The 16,254-nt window shown below is 67.0% G+C and carries 23 protein-coding genes; 1 reads left to right on the top strand and 22 read right to left on the bottom strand.

The annotated features are described in order from the left end of the window. Nucleotide 1 precedes the first annotated feature (1 nt). The 15 genes from GWI72_RS20270 to GWI72_RS00815 form a co-directional block, all read right to left on the bottom strand. Complete coding sequence (locus GWI72_RS20270; RefSeq protein WP_161707576.1) at nt 2-1,150, bottom strand: hypothetical protein; 1,149 nt, start codon at nt 1,148-1,150, stop codon at nt 2-4. Beyond that, nucleotides 1,150-1,551 carry a hypothetical protein gene (locus tag GWI72_RS00880; RefSeq protein WP_161707574.1) on the bottom strand — a complete coding sequence of 134 codons (402 nt, stop codon included), beginning with the start codon at nt 1,549-1,551 and terminating at the stop codon, nt 1,150-1,152. Before GWI72_RS00880 ends, GWI72_RS20270 begins: the two co-directional genes overlap by 1 nt. A 9-nt stretch (nt 1,552-1,560) precedes the next feature. Then, nucleotides 1,561-2,283, bottom strand: a complete 723-nt coding sequence (locus GWI72_RS00875; RefSeq protein ID WP_161707572.1) for a phage tail protein — start codon at nt 2,281-2,283, stop codon at nt 1,561-1,563. Beyond that, nucleotides 2,283-2,906: a phage tail protein I gene (locus tag GWI72_RS00870; RefSeq protein WP_161707570.1), complete on the bottom strand. Its 624-nt coding sequence runs from the start codon at nt 2,904-2,906 to the stop codon at nt 2,283-2,285. The genes GWI72_RS00875 and GWI72_RS00870 overlap by 1 nt, the downstream gene beginning before the upstream one ends. Further along, a complete protein-coding gene (locus tag GWI72_RS00865; protein WP_161707569.1) occupies nt 2,906-3,916 on the bottom strand; it encodes a baseplate assembly protein in 1,011 nt (336 codons plus the stop codon). Before GWI72_RS00865 ends, GWI72_RS00870 begins: the two co-directional genes overlap by 1 nt. Then, on the bottom strand, nt 3,916-4,299 hold the full coding sequence (locus tag GWI72_RS00860) for a GPW/gp25 family protein (protein ID WP_161707567.1): 384 nt from the start codon (nt 4,297-4,299) through the stop codon (nt 3,916-3,918). Before GWI72_RS00860 ends, GWI72_RS00865 begins: the two co-directional genes overlap by 1 nt. Before the next feature lie 44 nt (nt 4,300-4,343). Next, a complete protein-coding gene (locus tag GWI72_RS00855; protein ID WP_161707565.1) occupies nt 4,344-4,538 on the bottom strand; it encodes a lysozyme family protein in 195 nt (64 codons plus the stop codon). Between the two features lie 28 nt (nt 4,539-4,566). Continuing rightward, a complete protein-coding gene (locus tag GWI72_RS00850) occupies nt 4,567-5,100 on the bottom strand; it encodes a phage baseplate assembly protein V (protein WP_161707563.1) in 534 nt (177 codons plus the stop codon). Beyond that, a complete protein-coding gene (locus tag GWI72_RS00845) occupies nt 5,093-5,743 on the bottom strand; it encodes a hypothetical protein (RefSeq protein ID WP_161707561.1) in 651 nt (216 codons plus the stop codon). The genes GWI72_RS00850 and GWI72_RS00845 overlap by 8 nt, the downstream gene beginning before the upstream one ends. Continuing rightward, a complete protein-coding gene (locus GWI72_RS00840) occupies nt 5,740-6,216 on the bottom strand; it encodes a phage virion morphogenesis protein (protein WP_161707559.1) in 477 nt (158 codons plus the stop codon). The genes GWI72_RS00845 and GWI72_RS00840 overlap by 4 nt, the downstream gene beginning before the upstream one ends. Further along, nucleotides 6,213-6,674, bottom strand: coding sequence for a gp436 family protein (locus GWI72_RS00835; protein ID WP_161707557.1), 462 nt, complete (start codon nt 6,672-6,674; stop codon nt 6,213-6,215). Before GWI72_RS00835 ends, GWI72_RS00840 begins: the two co-directional genes overlap by 4 nt. 30 nt (nt 6,675-6,704) lie before the next feature. Further along, nucleotides 6,705-7,055: a hypothetical protein gene (locus GWI72_RS00830; protein ID WP_161707555.1), complete on the bottom strand. Its 351-nt coding sequence runs from the start codon at nt 7,053-7,055 to the stop codon at nt 6,705-6,707. A 125-nt stretch (nt 7,056-7,180) separates the two neighbouring features. Continuing rightward, entirely contained in the window at nt 7,181-8,077 is an 897-nt protein-coding gene (locus tag GWI72_RS00825) for a Mu-like prophage major head subunit gpT family protein (protein WP_161707553.1), read from the bottom strand. A 27-nt stretch (nt 8,078-8,104) separates the two neighbouring features. Next, entirely contained in the window at nt 8,105-8,509 is a 405-nt protein-coding gene (locus GWI72_RS00820; protein ID WP_161707551.1) for a hypothetical protein, read from the bottom strand. A gap of 55 nt (nt 8,510-8,564) precedes the next feature. Next, nucleotides 8,565-9,551, bottom strand: coding sequence for a phage protease (locus tag GWI72_RS00815; protein ID WP_161707550.1), 987 nt, complete (start codon nt 9,549-9,551; stop codon nt 8,565-8,567). Between the two features lie 289 nt (nt 9,552-9,840). Here GWI72_RS00815 and GWI72_RS00810 point away from each other — a divergent pair, with 289 nt between their 5' ends. Then, a complete protein-coding gene (locus tag GWI72_RS00810; protein WP_161707548.1) occupies nt 9,841-10,284 on the top strand; it encodes a hypothetical protein in 444 nt (147 codons plus the stop codon). 126 nt (nt 10,285-10,410) lie between these two features. Here GWI72_RS00810 and GWI72_RS00805 read toward each other — a convergent pair whose 3' ends face one another. From GWI72_RS00805 to GWI72_RS00775, 7 genes are read right to left on the bottom strand one after another with little or no spacing between them, the layout of a single operon-like run. Next, on the bottom strand, nt 10,411-11,655 hold the full coding sequence (locus GWI72_RS00805) for a phage head morphogenesis protein (RefSeq protein ID WP_161707546.1): 1,245 nt from the start codon (nt 11,653-11,655) through the stop codon (nt 10,411-10,413). After that, nucleotides 11,655-13,346, bottom strand: a complete 1,692-nt coding sequence (locus GWI72_RS00800; RefSeq protein ID WP_161707544.1) for a DUF935 domain-containing protein — start codon at nt 13,344-13,346, stop codon at nt 11,655-11,657. Before GWI72_RS00800 ends, GWI72_RS00805 begins: the two co-directional genes overlap by 1 nt. After that, nucleotides 13,340-14,764 carry a phage terminase large subunit family protein gene (locus GWI72_RS00795; protein ID WP_161707542.1) on the bottom strand — a complete coding sequence of 475 codons (1,425 nt, stop codon included), beginning with the start codon at nt 14,762-14,764 and terminating at the stop codon, nt 13,340-13,342. Before GWI72_RS00795 ends, GWI72_RS00800 begins: the two co-directional genes overlap by 7 nt. Continuing rightward, nucleotides 14,764-15,333 (bottom strand): DUF3486 family protein, encoded by a 570-nt coding sequence (locus tag GWI72_RS00790; RefSeq protein WP_161707540.1) that lies wholly within the window; start codon nt 15,331-15,333, stop codon nt 14,764-14,766. Before GWI72_RS00790 ends, GWI72_RS00795 begins: the two co-directional genes overlap by 1 nt. A 1-nt stretch (nt 15,334) precedes the next feature. Then, on the bottom strand, nt 15,335-15,652 hold the full coding sequence (locus GWI72_RS00785; RefSeq protein ID WP_161707539.1) for a VpaChn25_0724 family phage protein: 318 nt from the start codon (nt 15,650-15,652) through the stop codon (nt 15,335-15,337). Further along, the gene (locus GWI72_RS00780) at nt 15,649-15,978 is read right to left on the bottom strand and encodes a DUF2730 family protein (RefSeq protein WP_161707537.1); all 330 of its coding nucleotides are present in this window, start codon (nt 15,976-15,978) and stop codon (nt 15,649-15,651) included. The genes GWI72_RS00785 and GWI72_RS00780 overlap by 4 nt, the downstream gene beginning before the upstream one ends. Then, on the bottom strand, nt 15,975-16,193 hold the full coding sequence (locus tag GWI72_RS00775) for a TraR/DksA C4-type zinc finger protein (RefSeq protein WP_161707535.1): 219 nt from the start codon (nt 16,191-16,193) through the stop codon (nt 15,975-15,977). Before GWI72_RS00775 ends, GWI72_RS00780 begins: the two co-directional genes overlap by 4 nt. Nucleotides 16,194-16,254 lie beyond the last annotated feature (61 nt).

Genomic DNA, 16,254 nt, shown 5'->3' with positions numbered 1-16,254 from the left:
CTCACCACTCCACAACCACAAATCCGTTGCCGCCCGCGCCGCCGTTGCTCGAGCCGGAGCCGAGCGATCCGCCGCCACCGCCGCCGCCATGACCGAACAATGCAGCACCTCCGGCTCCGCCAGGATTTGCGCTCCCGCCTGCGCCGCCGCCGCCTGCGCCGCCGCCTCTGCCGAGGCCGCCTGCGGCCGGAGCCATCGAAAGCGGCGAGCCGGTGCCGCCGCCGGCACCGCCGCCGGCCTCCGCCGAAAATCCGGGAGATGCGACGTTGCCGCCGGTAATGATCCCGCCCTCACCACCGGAGGACGTCTCCAGATCGGTAACGAACCGCGGTGTAAACGGCCGGGTCGCCGAGATGCCCGCGCCAGTTGCCTGGATCACGCCGTCGGCATTCGGGCCGGGTGTCGATGTCGCGGTGCCGGGACCACCGACGCCGCCGCCACCGGCTCCGTTGTAGCTCGTCGCGGTGGTGAGCGTGCCGCCCGCATTGCCGGCCGCGCCGCCGCCGCCGCCGCCGCCATTGTCACCCTGGGCGGACAGCGCGCAGCCGTTGCCACCGGCACCGCCGATGCCGAGCGGACCACCGGCCGCGCCGCCACCGGCGCCTGACCCGCCAGTGCCTGCACCACCATTGCCACCTGCGCCGCCCGCGACATTGACAGCGCCACCAGCCGACAGACCGCCTGCTCCGCCTGCTCCGGTCGTGATGCCCCCGACGCCGCCACCACCACCGGTGACCGACAACATCGTGCCGAACGACGAGGTGCCGCCTGCCGTGCCGTTGCCACCCGCCGATCCGGCTGCGCCTCCAGAGCCGACCGTCACGGGGATCGCCTGGCCAGGCACCACCGTAAACACGCCGAGGCCGAAGCCGCCGCCGCCGCCACCGCCGCCGCCACGGCGGTTGCCAGACCCGCCGCCACCGCCGCCGCCGCCGCCGCCGCCACGGGCGCGAACACGGATCGCGGTCACGCCCTCCGGCACCACGAATGTGCTGTTCGTCGTGATCACCCTGTACTGACCGATCCCGAACACGTCCTGGCCGAGGCTGGCCGTGCGCGTGACCGCGAGCAGGGAGACGTTGCCCGTCAGCGAGCTGCGGCTACTGCCGAGCCGGCCTCGCGGGAACCCGTTGAGCCCGAAATTGGCCATCAGAACTGCCCTCCAAACGCCATCACATGGAACGTCTCTGCGACATGGGTGCAGGCGCGCAGCGAATGGCCGGCCGGCAGCACCAGGCCGTATGCCGAGCTCTCGCCGGTCGCGAAATCGATCACGGTCTCGAACGAGGCGACCGTGGCACCGACCGTGATCGCCGGGACAGGGATCTCCGTGATGCATCGCGCAGTCGTGCCGTCATGGACAAACAGCCTGAGCATGCCGGCCGTGGTGTTGCCGGTCGCCTTGAGCACCGCGCGGTCGATGCGGCCACCACCAGCCGGCAAAGTCAGGACCGTGGCGAGCGTTCCGGAGCCGTCGCGGTTGGTGTTGGCGGTCGAGACGACGGCAGAGCCAAACAACGGGGTGCCGGTGAATTGCGGAGATGCGGCCATGTCGGTTCCTCACAACAGAGTTTCGAAGCGGTAGATCACGTCGCCCTGCGGCGGCGGCAGCGCCGCCAGGGCGGCATCGATCATGGATTTGACGCCGGCCGGGTGCGTGGCCTTTGCCGAGATTGTGCCGGCCAGATGCTCGGGCGCGGTTGCCAGTTCCAGCGGATCAGGCAGGTTTGCGACCGCCGCGTTGATCATCGCCGCGACGCCGGCCGGGTGCGCTTTTTTGGTCGAGAGTGTGCCGGCGATGTGCTCGGGGATTGTCGCAAACGGCGGGATGCGCTGATCGACGTAGTCCTGCGTCGCCCAGCTGCCAGGGTGTGCGACCAGCGTGACCTGCGCGGTCTCGGAGACGACCAGGACCAGCTCGATGGTCAGCGTCGTATCGACGCCCTGGGCCGTCGTGTTTTTCCGGGTGTCCGGATAGTCGGCAATGGCGACGAGCTGGCCATTGCTGGCAAACAGCCCGATCTCGCGGATCGTGAAAGGCCCGGCATTGGCCGGGATCACCGCCGTGACGATGATGTAATTTGCATTTTGCGGATCGGTCAGAGCCGACTGGACGCCGGTGCGATAGACCTCGCGGACGAGTTGCGTCGCGGTCTCGACCGGGGTGATCGCCGCCCCGTTGCCGTCACCGACAGCAATTGCGGCGAGCGGCACAGCGGTGCCGCCCTGGGCGGCCGCCTGGGCAAACAGGGCCTGGCCCTGCAGTGTGACAATGACGCCCATCATGCGCCTCCTGCAATGCGGGTCGACTGGCGGACACGGACCGCACCGCCGACGTGGATGTAGGGTCGCGCCTGGAGCGCGCCGGGGAGGATCGGACCGACGCGGGCGCGGCTGCGGATCGAGACCGACCCGCCGATATAGAGCGGGGCCTCGTTGCGCCGGACGAGCCGGATCAGCTCCAGCCGCGAGCGGGTGTTTTTGGTCCGCAGCGCCAGCCGCGCCAGCATCTCGCCGGCCTCGCCCGTCCAGGGTTCGACGGGTCCGAGCGTCACGGTCAGGCGAAACCGATAGGGCGCACCGCCGTACTCGAACCACTCTTCGAGCGCGGCGGCATAGCCGGTCGCGGCGATCGCGGTCTGCACCGCCCAGGCAGTGCCTTTATGCCGGTGGACATCGGGGGCCGCCTTGATCACTGCGCGCTGGACGGCCACTGGCCAGGCCGGATCCCACTCATCGACCGACCAGGCCCAGGCGAGCAGCGGCAGCCAGGCGGGCGGGCAGAGATCCGGATCATGGACACGGCGGATGATGTCGACGTCGATGGCGCGGATCCGCTCCGCGTCAATCGCTGCCAGCGCCTTGATCGGCTCGGGCGAGTTGCCGGGGACCGTGGGCGCACTCATCAGATCACCTCGACGGTGAGCGTGACGGCGGTGACGCGGGCGAGCTGCCTGGGACCAGGCATCACGTCACTGACAACCTGACCGGCCGCCGTGATCACGATGTCAGCGTCCTCGACCAGGGCAACGCCGGCCGCGTCTGCGACATGCACCGCCGCAGCGATGGCCGTATCGGAGAGCATGCGGGCGATGCCGCGCCGGCTCGCCAGGTAGGCGGTCAGGCGGGTCAGGGCGAGGGTCCGCAGGGCCGACGGATCCGGACCGCGCGGCACCTTGAGCGTGACGCCGATCGTGCAATCCAGCGTCGAGCAGGCCTCAATGATCACCCGGTCCGTGAGCGGGCGCAGTTTCTGCCGGCGGGTCAGCGCGCGGACGCGCGGGCTGCCGACCGCATAGCGGATCAGCCCGGCGTCGAGGAACTCGGCCATGGCATCGAGCACGGCCGGCGTCGGCACGCCGTCGCCCTGGCTGGAGGCCACGACGATCAGCACCTCGCCGTCAGCGGCGAGACCCGAGTGCGGGTCATAGACCGCCACATCGAGCACGTGCGGATGCGCAGCGAGCCCGAAAAACAGATAGGCCCCGTCGGGACCAGCGGTCGAGAACGCCTCGATCGCGAGCTGGCGGCGACGGCGCAGGCTCTCGTCGCTCTCCATGATGGCAGGGGTCGGCGGTGTCGCTGCCGGGTCGGCCGGGACCAGCACCTGACGCACAACGCCGAGATCGGCCGCGCGCTGCTCCAGATCCGCGCCGCGCGCAAACGCCAGATGCGTCGCCTTGACCGCGTCATTGACGGCGGCCATCAGCTGCACCTCAAAAAAAGCGCCATGCTGCAACAGGATCGCGGCCGGATCGCTGTCGATCGTGCCGACATCGAAGGGCTGACCTGCTGCGGCCATGCGCGCAATAAACTCCGCCAGGCGCCGCTGGAATACCGCCTCGTGATCGAGTGGCTGCAGCGCATCGGGAGCCGGCAGACGGGAGAGATCGATGTCGACAAACCGGCTGGTCATCACGCGCCTCCCGCAATCGCGCCGAACGGCACCGCGATCGAGTAGTCGTTAAACCGGCCGTGCGGGTAATAGAGACCGCCATGCCGGATGCCGAGGACGCCGGTATCAGTCAGGCGGACGAGCTGCAGCGATGTGATCGCCGCCTCCGGCTCATGCCGGGCGGCCGAGGCAACCATCTCGCTGTAGATCTGCAATGCGATCGCAGGCGTCAGATCCTCGCCGAGCGCCGAGCGCAGGTCAGCACCGAATGTCAGCCGCATCAGCCGCGATCCGGGGCGCGTTGCCCAGATCCGGCCGAGCGACTGGATCAGATGCGGCAGGCCGGTGAGCGGCTGCAGCGTCCGCTCATTGAGGCCCTGCCGATATCTGATTGCGCCTGCCATTTAATGCCTCGTCAACGCTCGATCACGCCGGTTTAAATGAGCCGTTAAACAGCTGGCCGGATGTGCAGGGCGATCAGCTCGGAGCGCGCCTGGTCCTCGGTCAGCTGCAGGATGTCGCCTGCGGCCACGCGCCGGCCGGCCACGCGCGGCGGCGCTGTATCGGTCACGATGTAATCAGCAACGCCGCCCGGATCGGGGCTGACAGGTGCAGGGGCGACGGGCTCGGACTTGCGTGTCATGGGTCAATGCCTCTCGGTTGATGGTCTCTCAGGCGGGCGGGCCGGTGAGGGCCGGCCCCGGTATGACGCCGGTGTGTTTGTGGGTGTCGCCGATGTCCTTGCCGTTGTGGTTGACGTGGCTGCCCTTGATGTCGACGGCACCGTCGATCCTGACCGGCCCGACCAGGCGGATCTTGTCGGAGATCTCGATCCGGACATCGCCGCGCGCGATCACCGTCGTGTCGCTGGCCTGCGACGGGGCCGGATGGTCGCGGTCAAATGTGGCAGGCACGGCAATCGAGGCGGTGCCGATGGTGCCGGAGCCGGAGACGAGCCGCATCTGCTCGCCGACGGCCGGCTCGCTGTGGATCGACAGCGCGCCGACGCCGGGCTCCTGCCAGCGCACCCAGGGCGAGAGCACCGGCTGGCCCTTGGCATCCTGGCCGAGCTTGAGCCGCAGGCGGCGCTTGGCCGGATCCACCTCATGCACCTTGCCGGTGAGATCAGCCATGGCCAGCCGGCGCTCGATCGTCGCCATCGCCGCTGCCTGCCGGCGCAGCGCCAGGGCGTAGGGATCACGCATCGCCGGCCTCGCTGTCATCGCTGTCCGGCACCTGCCGCGCCGGTACCCACCGGGCGATCTCGTCGAGATCCGCCGCAGTGTCATAGATGATCAGCCCGGAGGCCTCGCCATAAGTGCCGGCCGCATCGGGCAGGATCGGCGCTCCGAGATCGGCGATCACCTGCGTCCATGTCACCGCGTAATAGACCGTTCCCTGGGCCTGATCGCGGACCGTGAACATGGGCTTGAGCTCGGGCTGCGGCGAGGTCTCGGGCGGCAGGATGCCGGTGAGGCCCCAGGTGCTGGTCTCCATGTCGCCGAGGATCGCCAGCAGCCGGGAACCGATGGCGAGGCCGACCGCCTCTTTTTCAACGCGACGGCGGGCGACCACACAGGCCTCGGCGACGACATAGGCGACCCACTCGACCGCCAGGCAAAACGCGCCATCGACCATCGCGGTCTCACGGATGCGGGTAAATCCGATGCCGACGCCGGGGGCCTGGACGACCGTCCTGGCGACGAGCTCCGAGATGTCGACCTTGCCCGGATGCGCGACGACGGAGACGCCGGTGATCAGCTCGCCGATGCGGCGCACGATGGCCGTCTGCGTCTGCGCCAGGCGGTCGGTTGCAATCAGGGTTTCGAGGGTTGCCGGTGCGATCACACGAGGCCTCCGAGATAGTCGGTCACCAGGTCCAGGATCTCGGCCTCGTTGTCTGGCGAGAGACCGACAAGCGGCCGGGCCGGGATCGTGACTTTCTGAGCGGCGATCGTGCGGCCGCCGAGGTTGAACATCAGCGCCCTGGCGTCTTTCGGCACGATGACCGCGCCCTCCTGATGCACATGGGCGAACTCCCAGGACGCGCCCCATTCGGCCTCGCTGGCCGAGGCGCGCCAGGCGACAGAGGCCAGCAGATGCTGGCCGGTGGCGACGAGGATTGGCGTGCCGGCCGCGTTCGGGGTCCAGGGCGTCCCATCCGGGCCGGTCTTTTCCTCGGTGATGCGGCGGCGGGTCTGGCTTTCGCCGAGCGCGGCGATGCCGGTCATCAGTTCCTCGGCATCGAAATCGAGGAGCGGGCGCAGCCGCTGCATCGCATCGGCCATGTCGCTCGCGTCAATGACGATCGAGACGCTCATATCCGGTCGAGCCGTTCGCGGGTGAAAATGCGGCCGGGCGCGGTCAGGATCACCTCGTTCGCACCGATCCCGTCGGCCTCGCCGGGCGCACCGCTGTTGTTGCTGATCGCGCTGGTCAGCGCGCCCTTGCCGGCAGCGATTGCCTCCAGGCGCTTCATCGCGGCGGCATGGCGCTCCTTGATCGCCTCGGTGCAGCGGCTGAAATCCAGGGCGATCCGGAAAAACGCGATGTCGATGCAGTAGAGGCGGAGCACGGCAAGCGAGGCCTCGTCCAGCTGCGCCAGCTCGGCGGCCGAGTAGCGGGCGGCGAGGATCGCGCGGATCTCCGCCGACGCATCGGTCAGGCCGCTGGTGATGCGCGCATCATCGCGCAGGCCCGTCTGTTCGTTGGCCGCGATCAGGGTCAGCTGATCCGGATAGCGGGCGTCGATGTCGGCGATGCTGGCGTAGAGTTGCATGATCCTGTCCCATCAGATCTGCGGAGCGGGTCAGCCGGCCGGCTGCTCGACCAGGCGCACGGTAACGCGCAGCATCGGGTCATCGCGCAGGCGCTTAAGCGTGGCGTCGATATCAGGGCCGAGATCCGCCTCGGTCAGCGTGAGAGGTGCGGGGCCGAAGGCGATGCCGGAACGGCGACGGGGGCCGGCCGGAGCCGAGACATCATAGACCGGCACGGTGACGACGTCGGCCGGAGCGGCGGGCTCGGCGGCAGTCTCGGCCTGCGCCTCCGCCGGGGCGGTCTGTTCGGCCTCGGTCGCCGGAGTGCGCTCAACGGCAGCGCTGTTTTCAGCGGCCTCGACCGGAGTTTCAGCCGAGGCCTTGCTGCGGATGCGGGTCATGGCGATCTCCTGAGCCATTGTCGATGTCTGTGCCGGGTTGTCGGGCGAGCGGGCGGCGCTCGCCGGAAAACCCGGCAGCCTGGCATTCTGCGGCCAGGCTGCCGGCCAGTGCTGCGGTCGATGGGCTACTGCAGCATGGGTGCCTCAATGATCGAGACGAGGTTCTGGTCGACGTTGGTGGTCGCGCCGATCTGGGCCGGCAGCAGCAGGTCGCGGGCCTTGAAGAGGTTGCCGCTGCCGACGATCAGATGGGTGGGCTTGATGTTGAGCTTGCGCCCCTCATCGTCGGTGAAATTGGTCATGGCGGTATAGGCAGCGCGCAGGTTTGCCGAGGTGAGCTCCGCCTTGGAGCCGAAAGCCATCTGCCAGAACCCATAGCCGGCCGCGACGCGCGCATCGACGCCATAGAGATACTCGTCGCGCATGAACACATGGTCGGAGGTGTTGGCGTCCTCCTTGCGGGCGAAATTGTAGTCGCGGCGCCGCTGGAAAACCCAGGGCTTCAGCGGCCGGCTGAAATCGGCGAGGATCCAGGTCTCGCCCGCTCCGGCCTGCATGTTCGAGACCGAGACCTGCGCGCCCTCGGGTCCGACCGGATGGTCCGTGTCGAAAAAATTCTGGCCGTCGTAGCACGCCGAGACGAATGCCTTGTTGATGAGCTCGAACAGGATCTCGTCCGGGTGGCTCGCCGCCGACTGGCCCATCATCTCGAAACGCGGGGCATAGAGGCCGAGACTATCGTCCTCGATATCCTCCCGCCGGACGCCCACCGTCATCTCGAATGTGCGGTTGCGGATCGAGTAGCCTTTGGCCGACAGCTGCTTGACGCGGCGGTCGCCGATCCACTCGCGCATTTTCGGCATGTCGCCGAGCCAGGAGTAGACCTCCTCGCGAGCCGTCGAGGTGATGACGGTCGCCAGCGAGGTATAGAGCGACGTGGAGCTGGCGAAGCCCCTCTGATAGGCGGTTTTGAAGCCCTTGAACGAGGCCTCGATGATTTCTGGCGTAATGACGCGAGGCATGTCTGGTATCCCTGATTGCGGCGAGGGTCAAAGACCAACGCGGACGAACACGACCCCGTCCTCAATGTCGACGACACGGCCGGCGACAGAGCGGGTGTTGGTGGCGGAGGTGCGGGCAACCGTCTGGTCGTCGACGATCCAGCAGTCAGCGCCGATGTCGCTGGCGGTCACCGCGTCGGCCGGGTGATTGGCAAATCCGAACACGCCGCGCTCGATCGCAACACTGGCGGCACCGTTTGCGCCAGCGTTGACGACGGTGACGCGGGAGAGGCCGACGGCGCGCAGATTGACGGCGACGCGGCCGGGACAGGCCCAGCCTGCGTCCATCACGACGAGGCCGCCCTGGTAGATCGTCGTCGCGGCCTTGACCGGGACGGTGGCATTGCGGCCCTCGATCTCGACGATCTTGCGGGCCTGTGTCAGTGCGGGCATCTCAGCCTCCAGGATAGGCCGGCGCGGCAGCGCGGGCCGGGTCAGTTGGGATCAGTCAGGCAGCGGTCAGACCGTTGGCCTTGCGATACTCGTCCTCGCTCAGTCCCATCTGGCGCATGACCTCGCGGTCCTCCGCGCTCAGGGTGGCGAGATCACCGGTCAGCTCACCGGCCGGGACCGTCCGGGCGTCGAGACGCGAGGGCGTCAGGGCCGCACCGAGGGTCGCGAGCAGCGCCTCGACCTGGGCGAGCCCCTCGGGCGTGGCGCAGAGCGCCTCATAGGCGGCACGCTGGGCCGGGACGATCTTGCGAGCCTTCAGCGCGCCCTCGATCGTCGCGGAAACCTTGGCGTCATGCGCCGCCTTGCCGCGGGCTGCCAGCTCGGCCGAGAGCTGCGCGCAGCGCGCCAGCGCCTCGGCATGGACGGCCGGATCGACACGGGCTTTGAGCGTGGTGATTGCCGAGAGGCAGGACGTTTCGCCGGCATCGGCAGTGAGGCCGAGGGCGAGGGCAATTTCCTTGGGCATGTTGGGCTCCTGAGGTGAGGGATCAGCCGAGGCAACGGCGGGCATGGACACGGCCGGGGCCGCAACCAGGGCGGCCGAATGCAGCCACACCGCGCGCTTGGTATCGTCGAGCTGCAGGACCGGCGAAATGTAGCGGTGGGTGCGGGCGGCGAGGACGCGCAAGCCCTCGTCGAGCCAGTCGACCGCGCCATAGAGACCATCGGCGCGGGCCTCGAGCTGCGTCACCCAGCCGACAGCCGGAGCAGCCTCGCCGGCAGCAGCCCGTTTGACCGTCGCATGATCGAGATCGATCGGCAGATGGACGTCATCTGCCGCGAAGCGCTCGACCAAAATTTCCGGGCTGACATCGAACACACGGCCGTCGCGCGCCGTAAACCGGCCGCGCGGCGCAATCTTGATCGATGCCGGACCGGTCGACCGGGCAACCGCATCCGGGTCGGCGGCGAATGCGTCGACGACCGTCAGGCCGGATGCCATTTCGGCGGAGAGGCAGTGGAGGGGGCGCGGTGTCATCATGCGACGACAGTGCCACGCGACACGGCAGGCGCCTGGCTGACAGCTGTCAGCAGCGCGAAATCAGGGGCAGCGATTTTTGGGAAAGGCTCGCGGGACGAACGGTGTCCCGTCCGGCGATGCCCTCATCTAACGCGGGACAGGGGCGAGGATCAAGAGCCGTTCAAAATTTGAAGCGGATTTGAAGCCCTTGGACGCGTTTTAAAGGCCCCGGCCCTATGGCGGGGGCTCCGAGGGGCTTCTCGCGCGTCTGTGGCGCTCGTATAACAGGCCAGTTGACCGGAGCCTGACCATGATCAGCCGCCTCGCCACCGCTGTGTTTGCCGCCGCCGTTCTCGGCCTGCCGATCCCTGAGCCCGCTGCAGCCGCATCAGATTGGCCAGCGGCGGAGACCTATCTCGCGGTGCCTGGTTGCGCGGCGTCGTCGACGCAGCAGGCCTGCCTGAAGACCCGGGTGTTGTTCGTGGAGTACTATGAGCGCGCAAAGCTCGGTGACCGCGACGCGCAATTCGCTGTTGCGACATGCCTAAGCGAGGGCTGTTTTGGCTCGGTCACGATAGACCGGGTGGCAGCCTGCGCATGGCGAATGGTGATGCTCACCAAGGACCCCTCGGAGAAGTACAACAAAACAATCCGCCAGTTCCGGACTGACTGCGGGCAGCTCGATGATAACGGCAAACGACGAGCAGACGAATTAGCGTCAGGCCTGCTCTCGAAGCTGCCAGGCACAGATTGATAGCGAGCCTGTTTCAGCGTATTTTGAAGTAGCGCGGCGGAGAAGTCCGTAGCCCACGATGGCCCTTGGGGGAGCCGGGTCAAGCCCCGGAAGCGGTCCCCCCCGCCGCGCGTTTATCCCTTACCGTCAGTCCCAGGGCCAGCCCAAGCCTGCGCGCGTGATCTGCTTGCGCAGCTCGCTCTCGCCCTTTTGGTGCAGCGAGTTGGCGCGTAGGTAGCCGTTGGCCGAAACCGCCACAAACGACCGCCAGATCGTCCTTCCGATCCGGTGCAGGACCGTGCGAACACGGCTGTCTCCCGCGATGTCAGGCAGGATTGCACCCTCGGTCAGGATCTGCGGCAACAGCGCGAACGCTGTCACATCCATCTTGTGCCGCGTGATCCGGTCAGCGATTGTCTCGCTGGTGATCGAGATCACCGGCGACACAGCCCCGAGCTCGGCCGCCAAGGCCGGATTGTGCCCGGCCGGCAACCAGACCTTTTCCGGCAGGAGCGGCGCGAGCCGCAAATAGGGATCAGCCCAGAGCTCGGTCAGCACGCGGTTTGCGTCGACCGGCGCGGCCTCGGCGAGTTGCGCCTCCAGATTGGCGATCAGCGTCGATGCGCGGGCGAGGCCCGGATTTGTGTGCCAGCCCGGATCGATGCCGGCCGGGATGCTGGACCGCTCGCCCGTGCGGCGGTTGATGACGTCAACCGGAGGGCCGAGATCCGGCGCGGTGTCACGGTATTCAATCGTGATGTTGGAGCCGTCCGGGTTCCGGCCGACAATGCGGGTTGTGCCGATGAGCCGCTCGGCCTCTCGCGCCGAGATCATCCGCACCTGGCATTTGCAGCCCCAGCCATTCGGCGGCCAATACGTTTTCCAGAACGGGTGATCGACCGGCAGGATGGTGCCGACCAGGGCGAGGTGTTCGGGCCGGGGATCGCTGCTGGTCGTCGCCACGTAGAGAGCAAACGGAAGAAATTTTTTCGACCGCTGCGCGCGCTCCCATTGCCCGGCCGAGCGGGCGGAATTGACGTTCGACCAGAATATGGTCTTGAGCCGGCGCGGGCTGGAGAAATCAACCCGCACCGGGTCATCCTGGCCGGTCGGGTCCATGACCAGGCGCGGCCCCCACCAGCCGAGTTTTGTCAGCTCCGCCTGGATCAGCGGCCGCCAGCTCTCGATGCCCTGGCCCTCGGAGAGCGCCTGCGAGATCGTGCGGCGAAACGCGTTGAGGAGATCAAGCTCGGTGGCTTTGGCGACGGTGAACCGGTAGGCGTGCTCCTCGGCCCAGACGTCTGCCCAAGAGAACGCCGGCCGGTTCGTCTTGCCGTCGAAATAGCCTGTCACCTCGGGAGGGGGCGCAAAGCCGCGCGTGGGGCTCGGCATCAGTCGGCCAGGTCGCCGATGCCACGCGCGATCGCGGTGAGCGGGCCGAGCCTCTCGGCGAGTTTTGCCGCGTCCGGAAGCCGGGTTTCAAGCATCGTCAAGGCCTCTTCCAGGGATCCTGCCTCGCGGATGATCGCGGCCAGCGGCGCGAGCAGCGGATCGGCAACGGCCTGCCAGTCGTCCATGGCTCCGGCGAACAGCGCGTCGACCTCGGCCATGGCGTCCGGCTGGCTAGCCTCGGCACTCAGCAGCGCGGTGCAGGCGGCGCAGCTGCAGGACCGCTTGTGGTCGGAGACGATCGCAGCAAGCGCCGCCTGGCGCTGGTTCTGGTCTTGTGCGGACCTTGTGGTTGGCTTCTCTTCCGGCTTTTCTTTGGCGGGGTCGGCCTTGGCCGGCGTGCTCTCCGCCTCGTCTGCCGAGGTGCCGGCCGGTGCCGGGGGCGCGCTTGGGGCCGGGGCCGCGAGCAGCTCGTCGTCGTCGGACGGATCGGAGAGGCCGAGCTTCTCGCGGATCTCGCCCTGGGCGACCTTGAACCCCAGCGGAACGAGGATGCCCAGGCTCTCGGCCAACGCCTTGACGTCCTCGGGATCTGGGACAGGCAGCTCCAGGAGCGGATAGACCTCCTGCGGACCGAAATTGAGATCGACAAACGGACGGATCAGATCGCGGTTGAACGTCGCCGCGAGCTGGCGGCAGTCGGCGCGCAAAATGTCGAGGCGCACCTCGTTGTGCACCTTGGCCTGCCCGAGCGACGAGCCGTCATCGCTCGTCATTGTCTGGCCGAGGACCAACTTGGAAATCTGGCGGTCGACATAGTCCAGGAGCCCGGAGAATACGGCAGCGCCGTTCGCGCCGTTGACCTCATGAAACTCGATTTCCATCCCGGCCGGGATGATGGCTGCCGCGTCATTGGCGATGGACGCCACAGCCCGCAACAGCGTCCGCTTGTCTTCCGGGCTGGCGGCGATGTTGTACTTGCCGACGCGCAGCGGCATCCCGTAAACCTCCGAGAATGCCGCCCAGTCCTGGGCCGTAAACTGGTGGATCAGATAGCCCCAGGCCGCAGGTCTGGCCATGCCACGCCGCAGCGGCAGCCCAAGGCGGGTGCGCGGCATATGCCTCAGGAATTTGGCCGCCGGCAGCGGTTCGCCGTCGACAGAGCCGTCGACTTCGAGCCGCAGCGTACGCAGGGTCAGATCGTCAAACCGGAAAAATCGCGGGTCGCGGTCGACATAGGCGACCGGCCGCAGCGCGCCGCGCTCGTACTCCCACATCATTTCCGAGACCGCGAAGCCCTTGGCGATCCCGTCTGGGAGATGATCTCGCGCGTCCTCGAAGCCGTCATCCTCGATCAGGCTGTTGACGGCATCGACGATCCGCGCCGGCACGCCCTCGCTCTCGATCGTGAAGTCGACAGAGCGGATCGCCAGACGGCGCGTCTGCAGCTGCGACGCATAGTGGAGGTATCGCTCCTCCATCTCCTCGGCGAGCGTGAGATACGCGCGGCCGAAGCCCTTGGCAGCGTCCCGCAGGATCGTGCCGAGCCGCTCTGGCGTGAGGTCCGCAGCGACACGGTCTTCGTGCGTGCGACGGACGCCGGCGACCGTCGGCGTGGCTACTTCCTTGGCCAGCTCGGAAACCACAATTGGCTCACCGTCAGGTCCAAGGATCCTGCTCTTGCGGGTTACCAATGCTTCCTCCCAAAACTGGATCCAGTGTTGTCATCATCATCGTCGTCGTCGAAACCGGATCGGCCGAGGCTGCGCACTGACTGGTACGCGTACTGCATCGGCTGTACTCCAGCCGCCTGGAGCGCGAGCGCCAAGGCCCAGAACCGGTCCGCGTGCCCGTCCGGCGTGCGCTCGGCCGTGAACCGGACATTGCCGGCAGCAGTGACCTGCTTCGTCACTGACCTAAGGTCGGCGCGAATGTCGCGATCATAGGGGATGCGCAAGCGCCGCTCCTCCATGTGCGACCGGACCGGATAGGCCAGGGCCTCCTTGACGCGGGTCGTGAAGGTGACCGCCTCCACCGCATGGTCGCCGAACTTTGCCTGCGCATCGTCTGCCCAGCCGATGCCGAGACCGGTGGCGTCGACACAGGACCGAACGCACCGGTCCAGCCAGGGCCACAAAACCTTTTCCTGATCCGGCTTGCTCATGTTGCGCATGGTTTCGACATGGCGCGTGTAGAGGACGTCGCCGAGGCGCTCGAGGATCCAGATGACGGTCAGGTCCTTTTTGCGGCCGATGTCGATGCCGGCATAGAGCTGCCGTCCCTCAATCGTTGTCCAGGCGGTGCCCTCCGGGTACTCGCAGGCAGCGATCAGGTCGTATTCCAGAAACGCGGCATCGTCGTCGGCCGGCTGGCACATGTACTCCTGAAGAAAGCTCTCCTCGTCGGCGGTGCCGGATTTGACCCAGTTGAAATAGTCCGCCTCGTCCATCTCCTGCCGTTCATCATCGGCAGGCAGGGACTGCTGCAGCTTCCAAAGGAAACCGTCGGCGAGCGCATCTTCCAGCGTTACGCGGTGCAGGCTGATCTTCTTGGGATTGCCCTTTTCCCGCGCTTCGCGGATCAGCTGATTGAAGAAATTATGGCTGCCGCGATGCGTGGAGATCACCTCCATCGCGCCGCCCCAGGTAATGCCGGGATAGGCAATCGACCACAGCTTGCGCGGATCCGGATGCAGCGCGAACTCGTCGAGCACGCGGCCGCCGCGCTTGCCTGCCTGGGCGTCCGGATTGGAACTCATCGAATGGATGCGCTTGCCGTTGGCAAATCGCAGCACATAGGCACTGTGCTTGCCTTCAGGATCGAGCGCGACCTCGCCCAGGTCCCGCGCGGCAAGGTCCAGGTTTCCGGACCAGAGCTTGCAATCCTCCAGAAACAGCCGCGCCTGAATGTCGTCCCGCGACGAAACCCATTGGTCATTCCGGGCCGTCGCCAGCGCCGTACGCGAGACCGTCGCATAGGCAGTCGACCAGGACAGGCCGATCTGACGGCCCTTTTCCATCAGCTTCAGGCGCGACTTATCCAGCACCCAGCGACTTTGATAGGGCAGGAAAATCGCGGCCGTGTTCTCAGGGATGATCCGCGCACGGCCCATCACACCACACCCAGACGGCGGTTGATCTCGTCCATCGTATCCTGAGAGATCCCGGCCTTTTCGGCGACTGCGGCCACCGCAGCCTTGGCCTGCGCCCTGAACTCCGCCTCGATTTTTTTGCGCCGATCACTCGAAACGGTCTGGGCCTGTGTTGCCGATCTGAGTGCCTGCGCCAACGCCATGGCTCCCTTCGGGTCAATGCCATGCGGGTTGGTCATCATCTCGAAGACGAGGCTCTTGATCGCCTCGGCTGCGATCAGCGTCAGGTTGTCGGACGCGGCCGGGTCGAATTTGCCGGCGATCGCTGTCGCGATCTCGCGCGTCTCGTCCAGGCGGCGGGTCAGATTGGCAAGCTTGATTGAGTAGCGGTTGAAAGCGGAAAACGATGGGATCTTGATGTCCAGTTCGCCACGATACTCGCGATCCAGATCCTGCAGTTTCTGCACGAACTCTGCGTAGATCTCGGTTTGCGTCCGGTCCCGATCCTGCAAGGCGTCGGCAGCCCAAGCGACAATCGGGCCGCACTCCTCGGGCAGCAGCTCGATATGGTTCAGCCGGCCGCGTCCCATGTCAGGCTCCGATCGCGCGGGACGGGCGCTTGACGCCCTCGATCGCGATATGCCGCTGCAGATGCCGGTGGCCGTGCTCGGTCAGCGTGGCGATCTGCACGGTGCCGGCAGCCGTTAGGGTGACGGCGTCCATCATCTGCAGATACTCCAGTTGCTGGTGGATCCACGGCCGGGGCTGGTGGATCGCGAAACGCGCCAGGACCGGTTCGATCAGAGAAGATGCAAGGCTTTCGTTGGCCTGCTCAGCCAGCGCGCGGAGGATGATCAGCCGCGCCTCCTCCTTGACGAGGCGCGCGAAGTCGGTGGCGAGTTCGGTCATTTCTTCGCTTGCTCCAGCATAAGTTCGTGCATGCGTTCGCTGATAGCCACGATTGGGCGGAGGCGCTCGTCCATTGCGGCAAACATGCCCTTCATCTCTGTGAGCTGCAGCTCCATCCGATGTTGGGCGTCACGATCCGGCAAATGCTTGAGCTCGCCCTCGATCCACTGGATCCGCCGTTCATGGCTGTCCTGCGTTGACGCCATCTTCTCGACGCGTCCGGAAAGCGCCTTTTCACCCGAACTGAAATAGCCCTTGGCATGACCGAGCAACGCAATGACAGCCAGCACCAGACCTAGATACTGAGAGATCTCCGATGGGGTCATCGTGCGTAGACCTCCCGCTCGACCTGCTCCTGACAGGCGACGCAGCGCGTTGCCGCCGGATAGGCGGCGCGGCGGGCGGCTGGGATGGTGCAACCGCAGTCGGCGCAGTCATCCGAACCGCTGCAGCGCATGTTGGCCACGGCGGCCGAAATGGTCGCGTCGCGCTCCTGATCGGCGCGCAGCTGCGCCAGCTCCAGCGCATATTCATTCAGCATTCCGTGGTCCTCCAGATGCCGCGACGGCGGCCGCGCGACGGGTCTCACATGTACGCAGTGC

The organism is Pannonibacter sp. XCT-53 (assembly GCF_009915765.1).
GTDB lineage: Bacteria > Pseudomonadota > Alphaproteobacteria > Rhizobiales > Stappiaceae > Pannonibacter > Pannonibacter tanglangensis.
The sequence above is the reverse complement of the archived record's forward strand: the minus strand, read 5'-3'. Positions and strand labels throughout refer to the sequence as shown.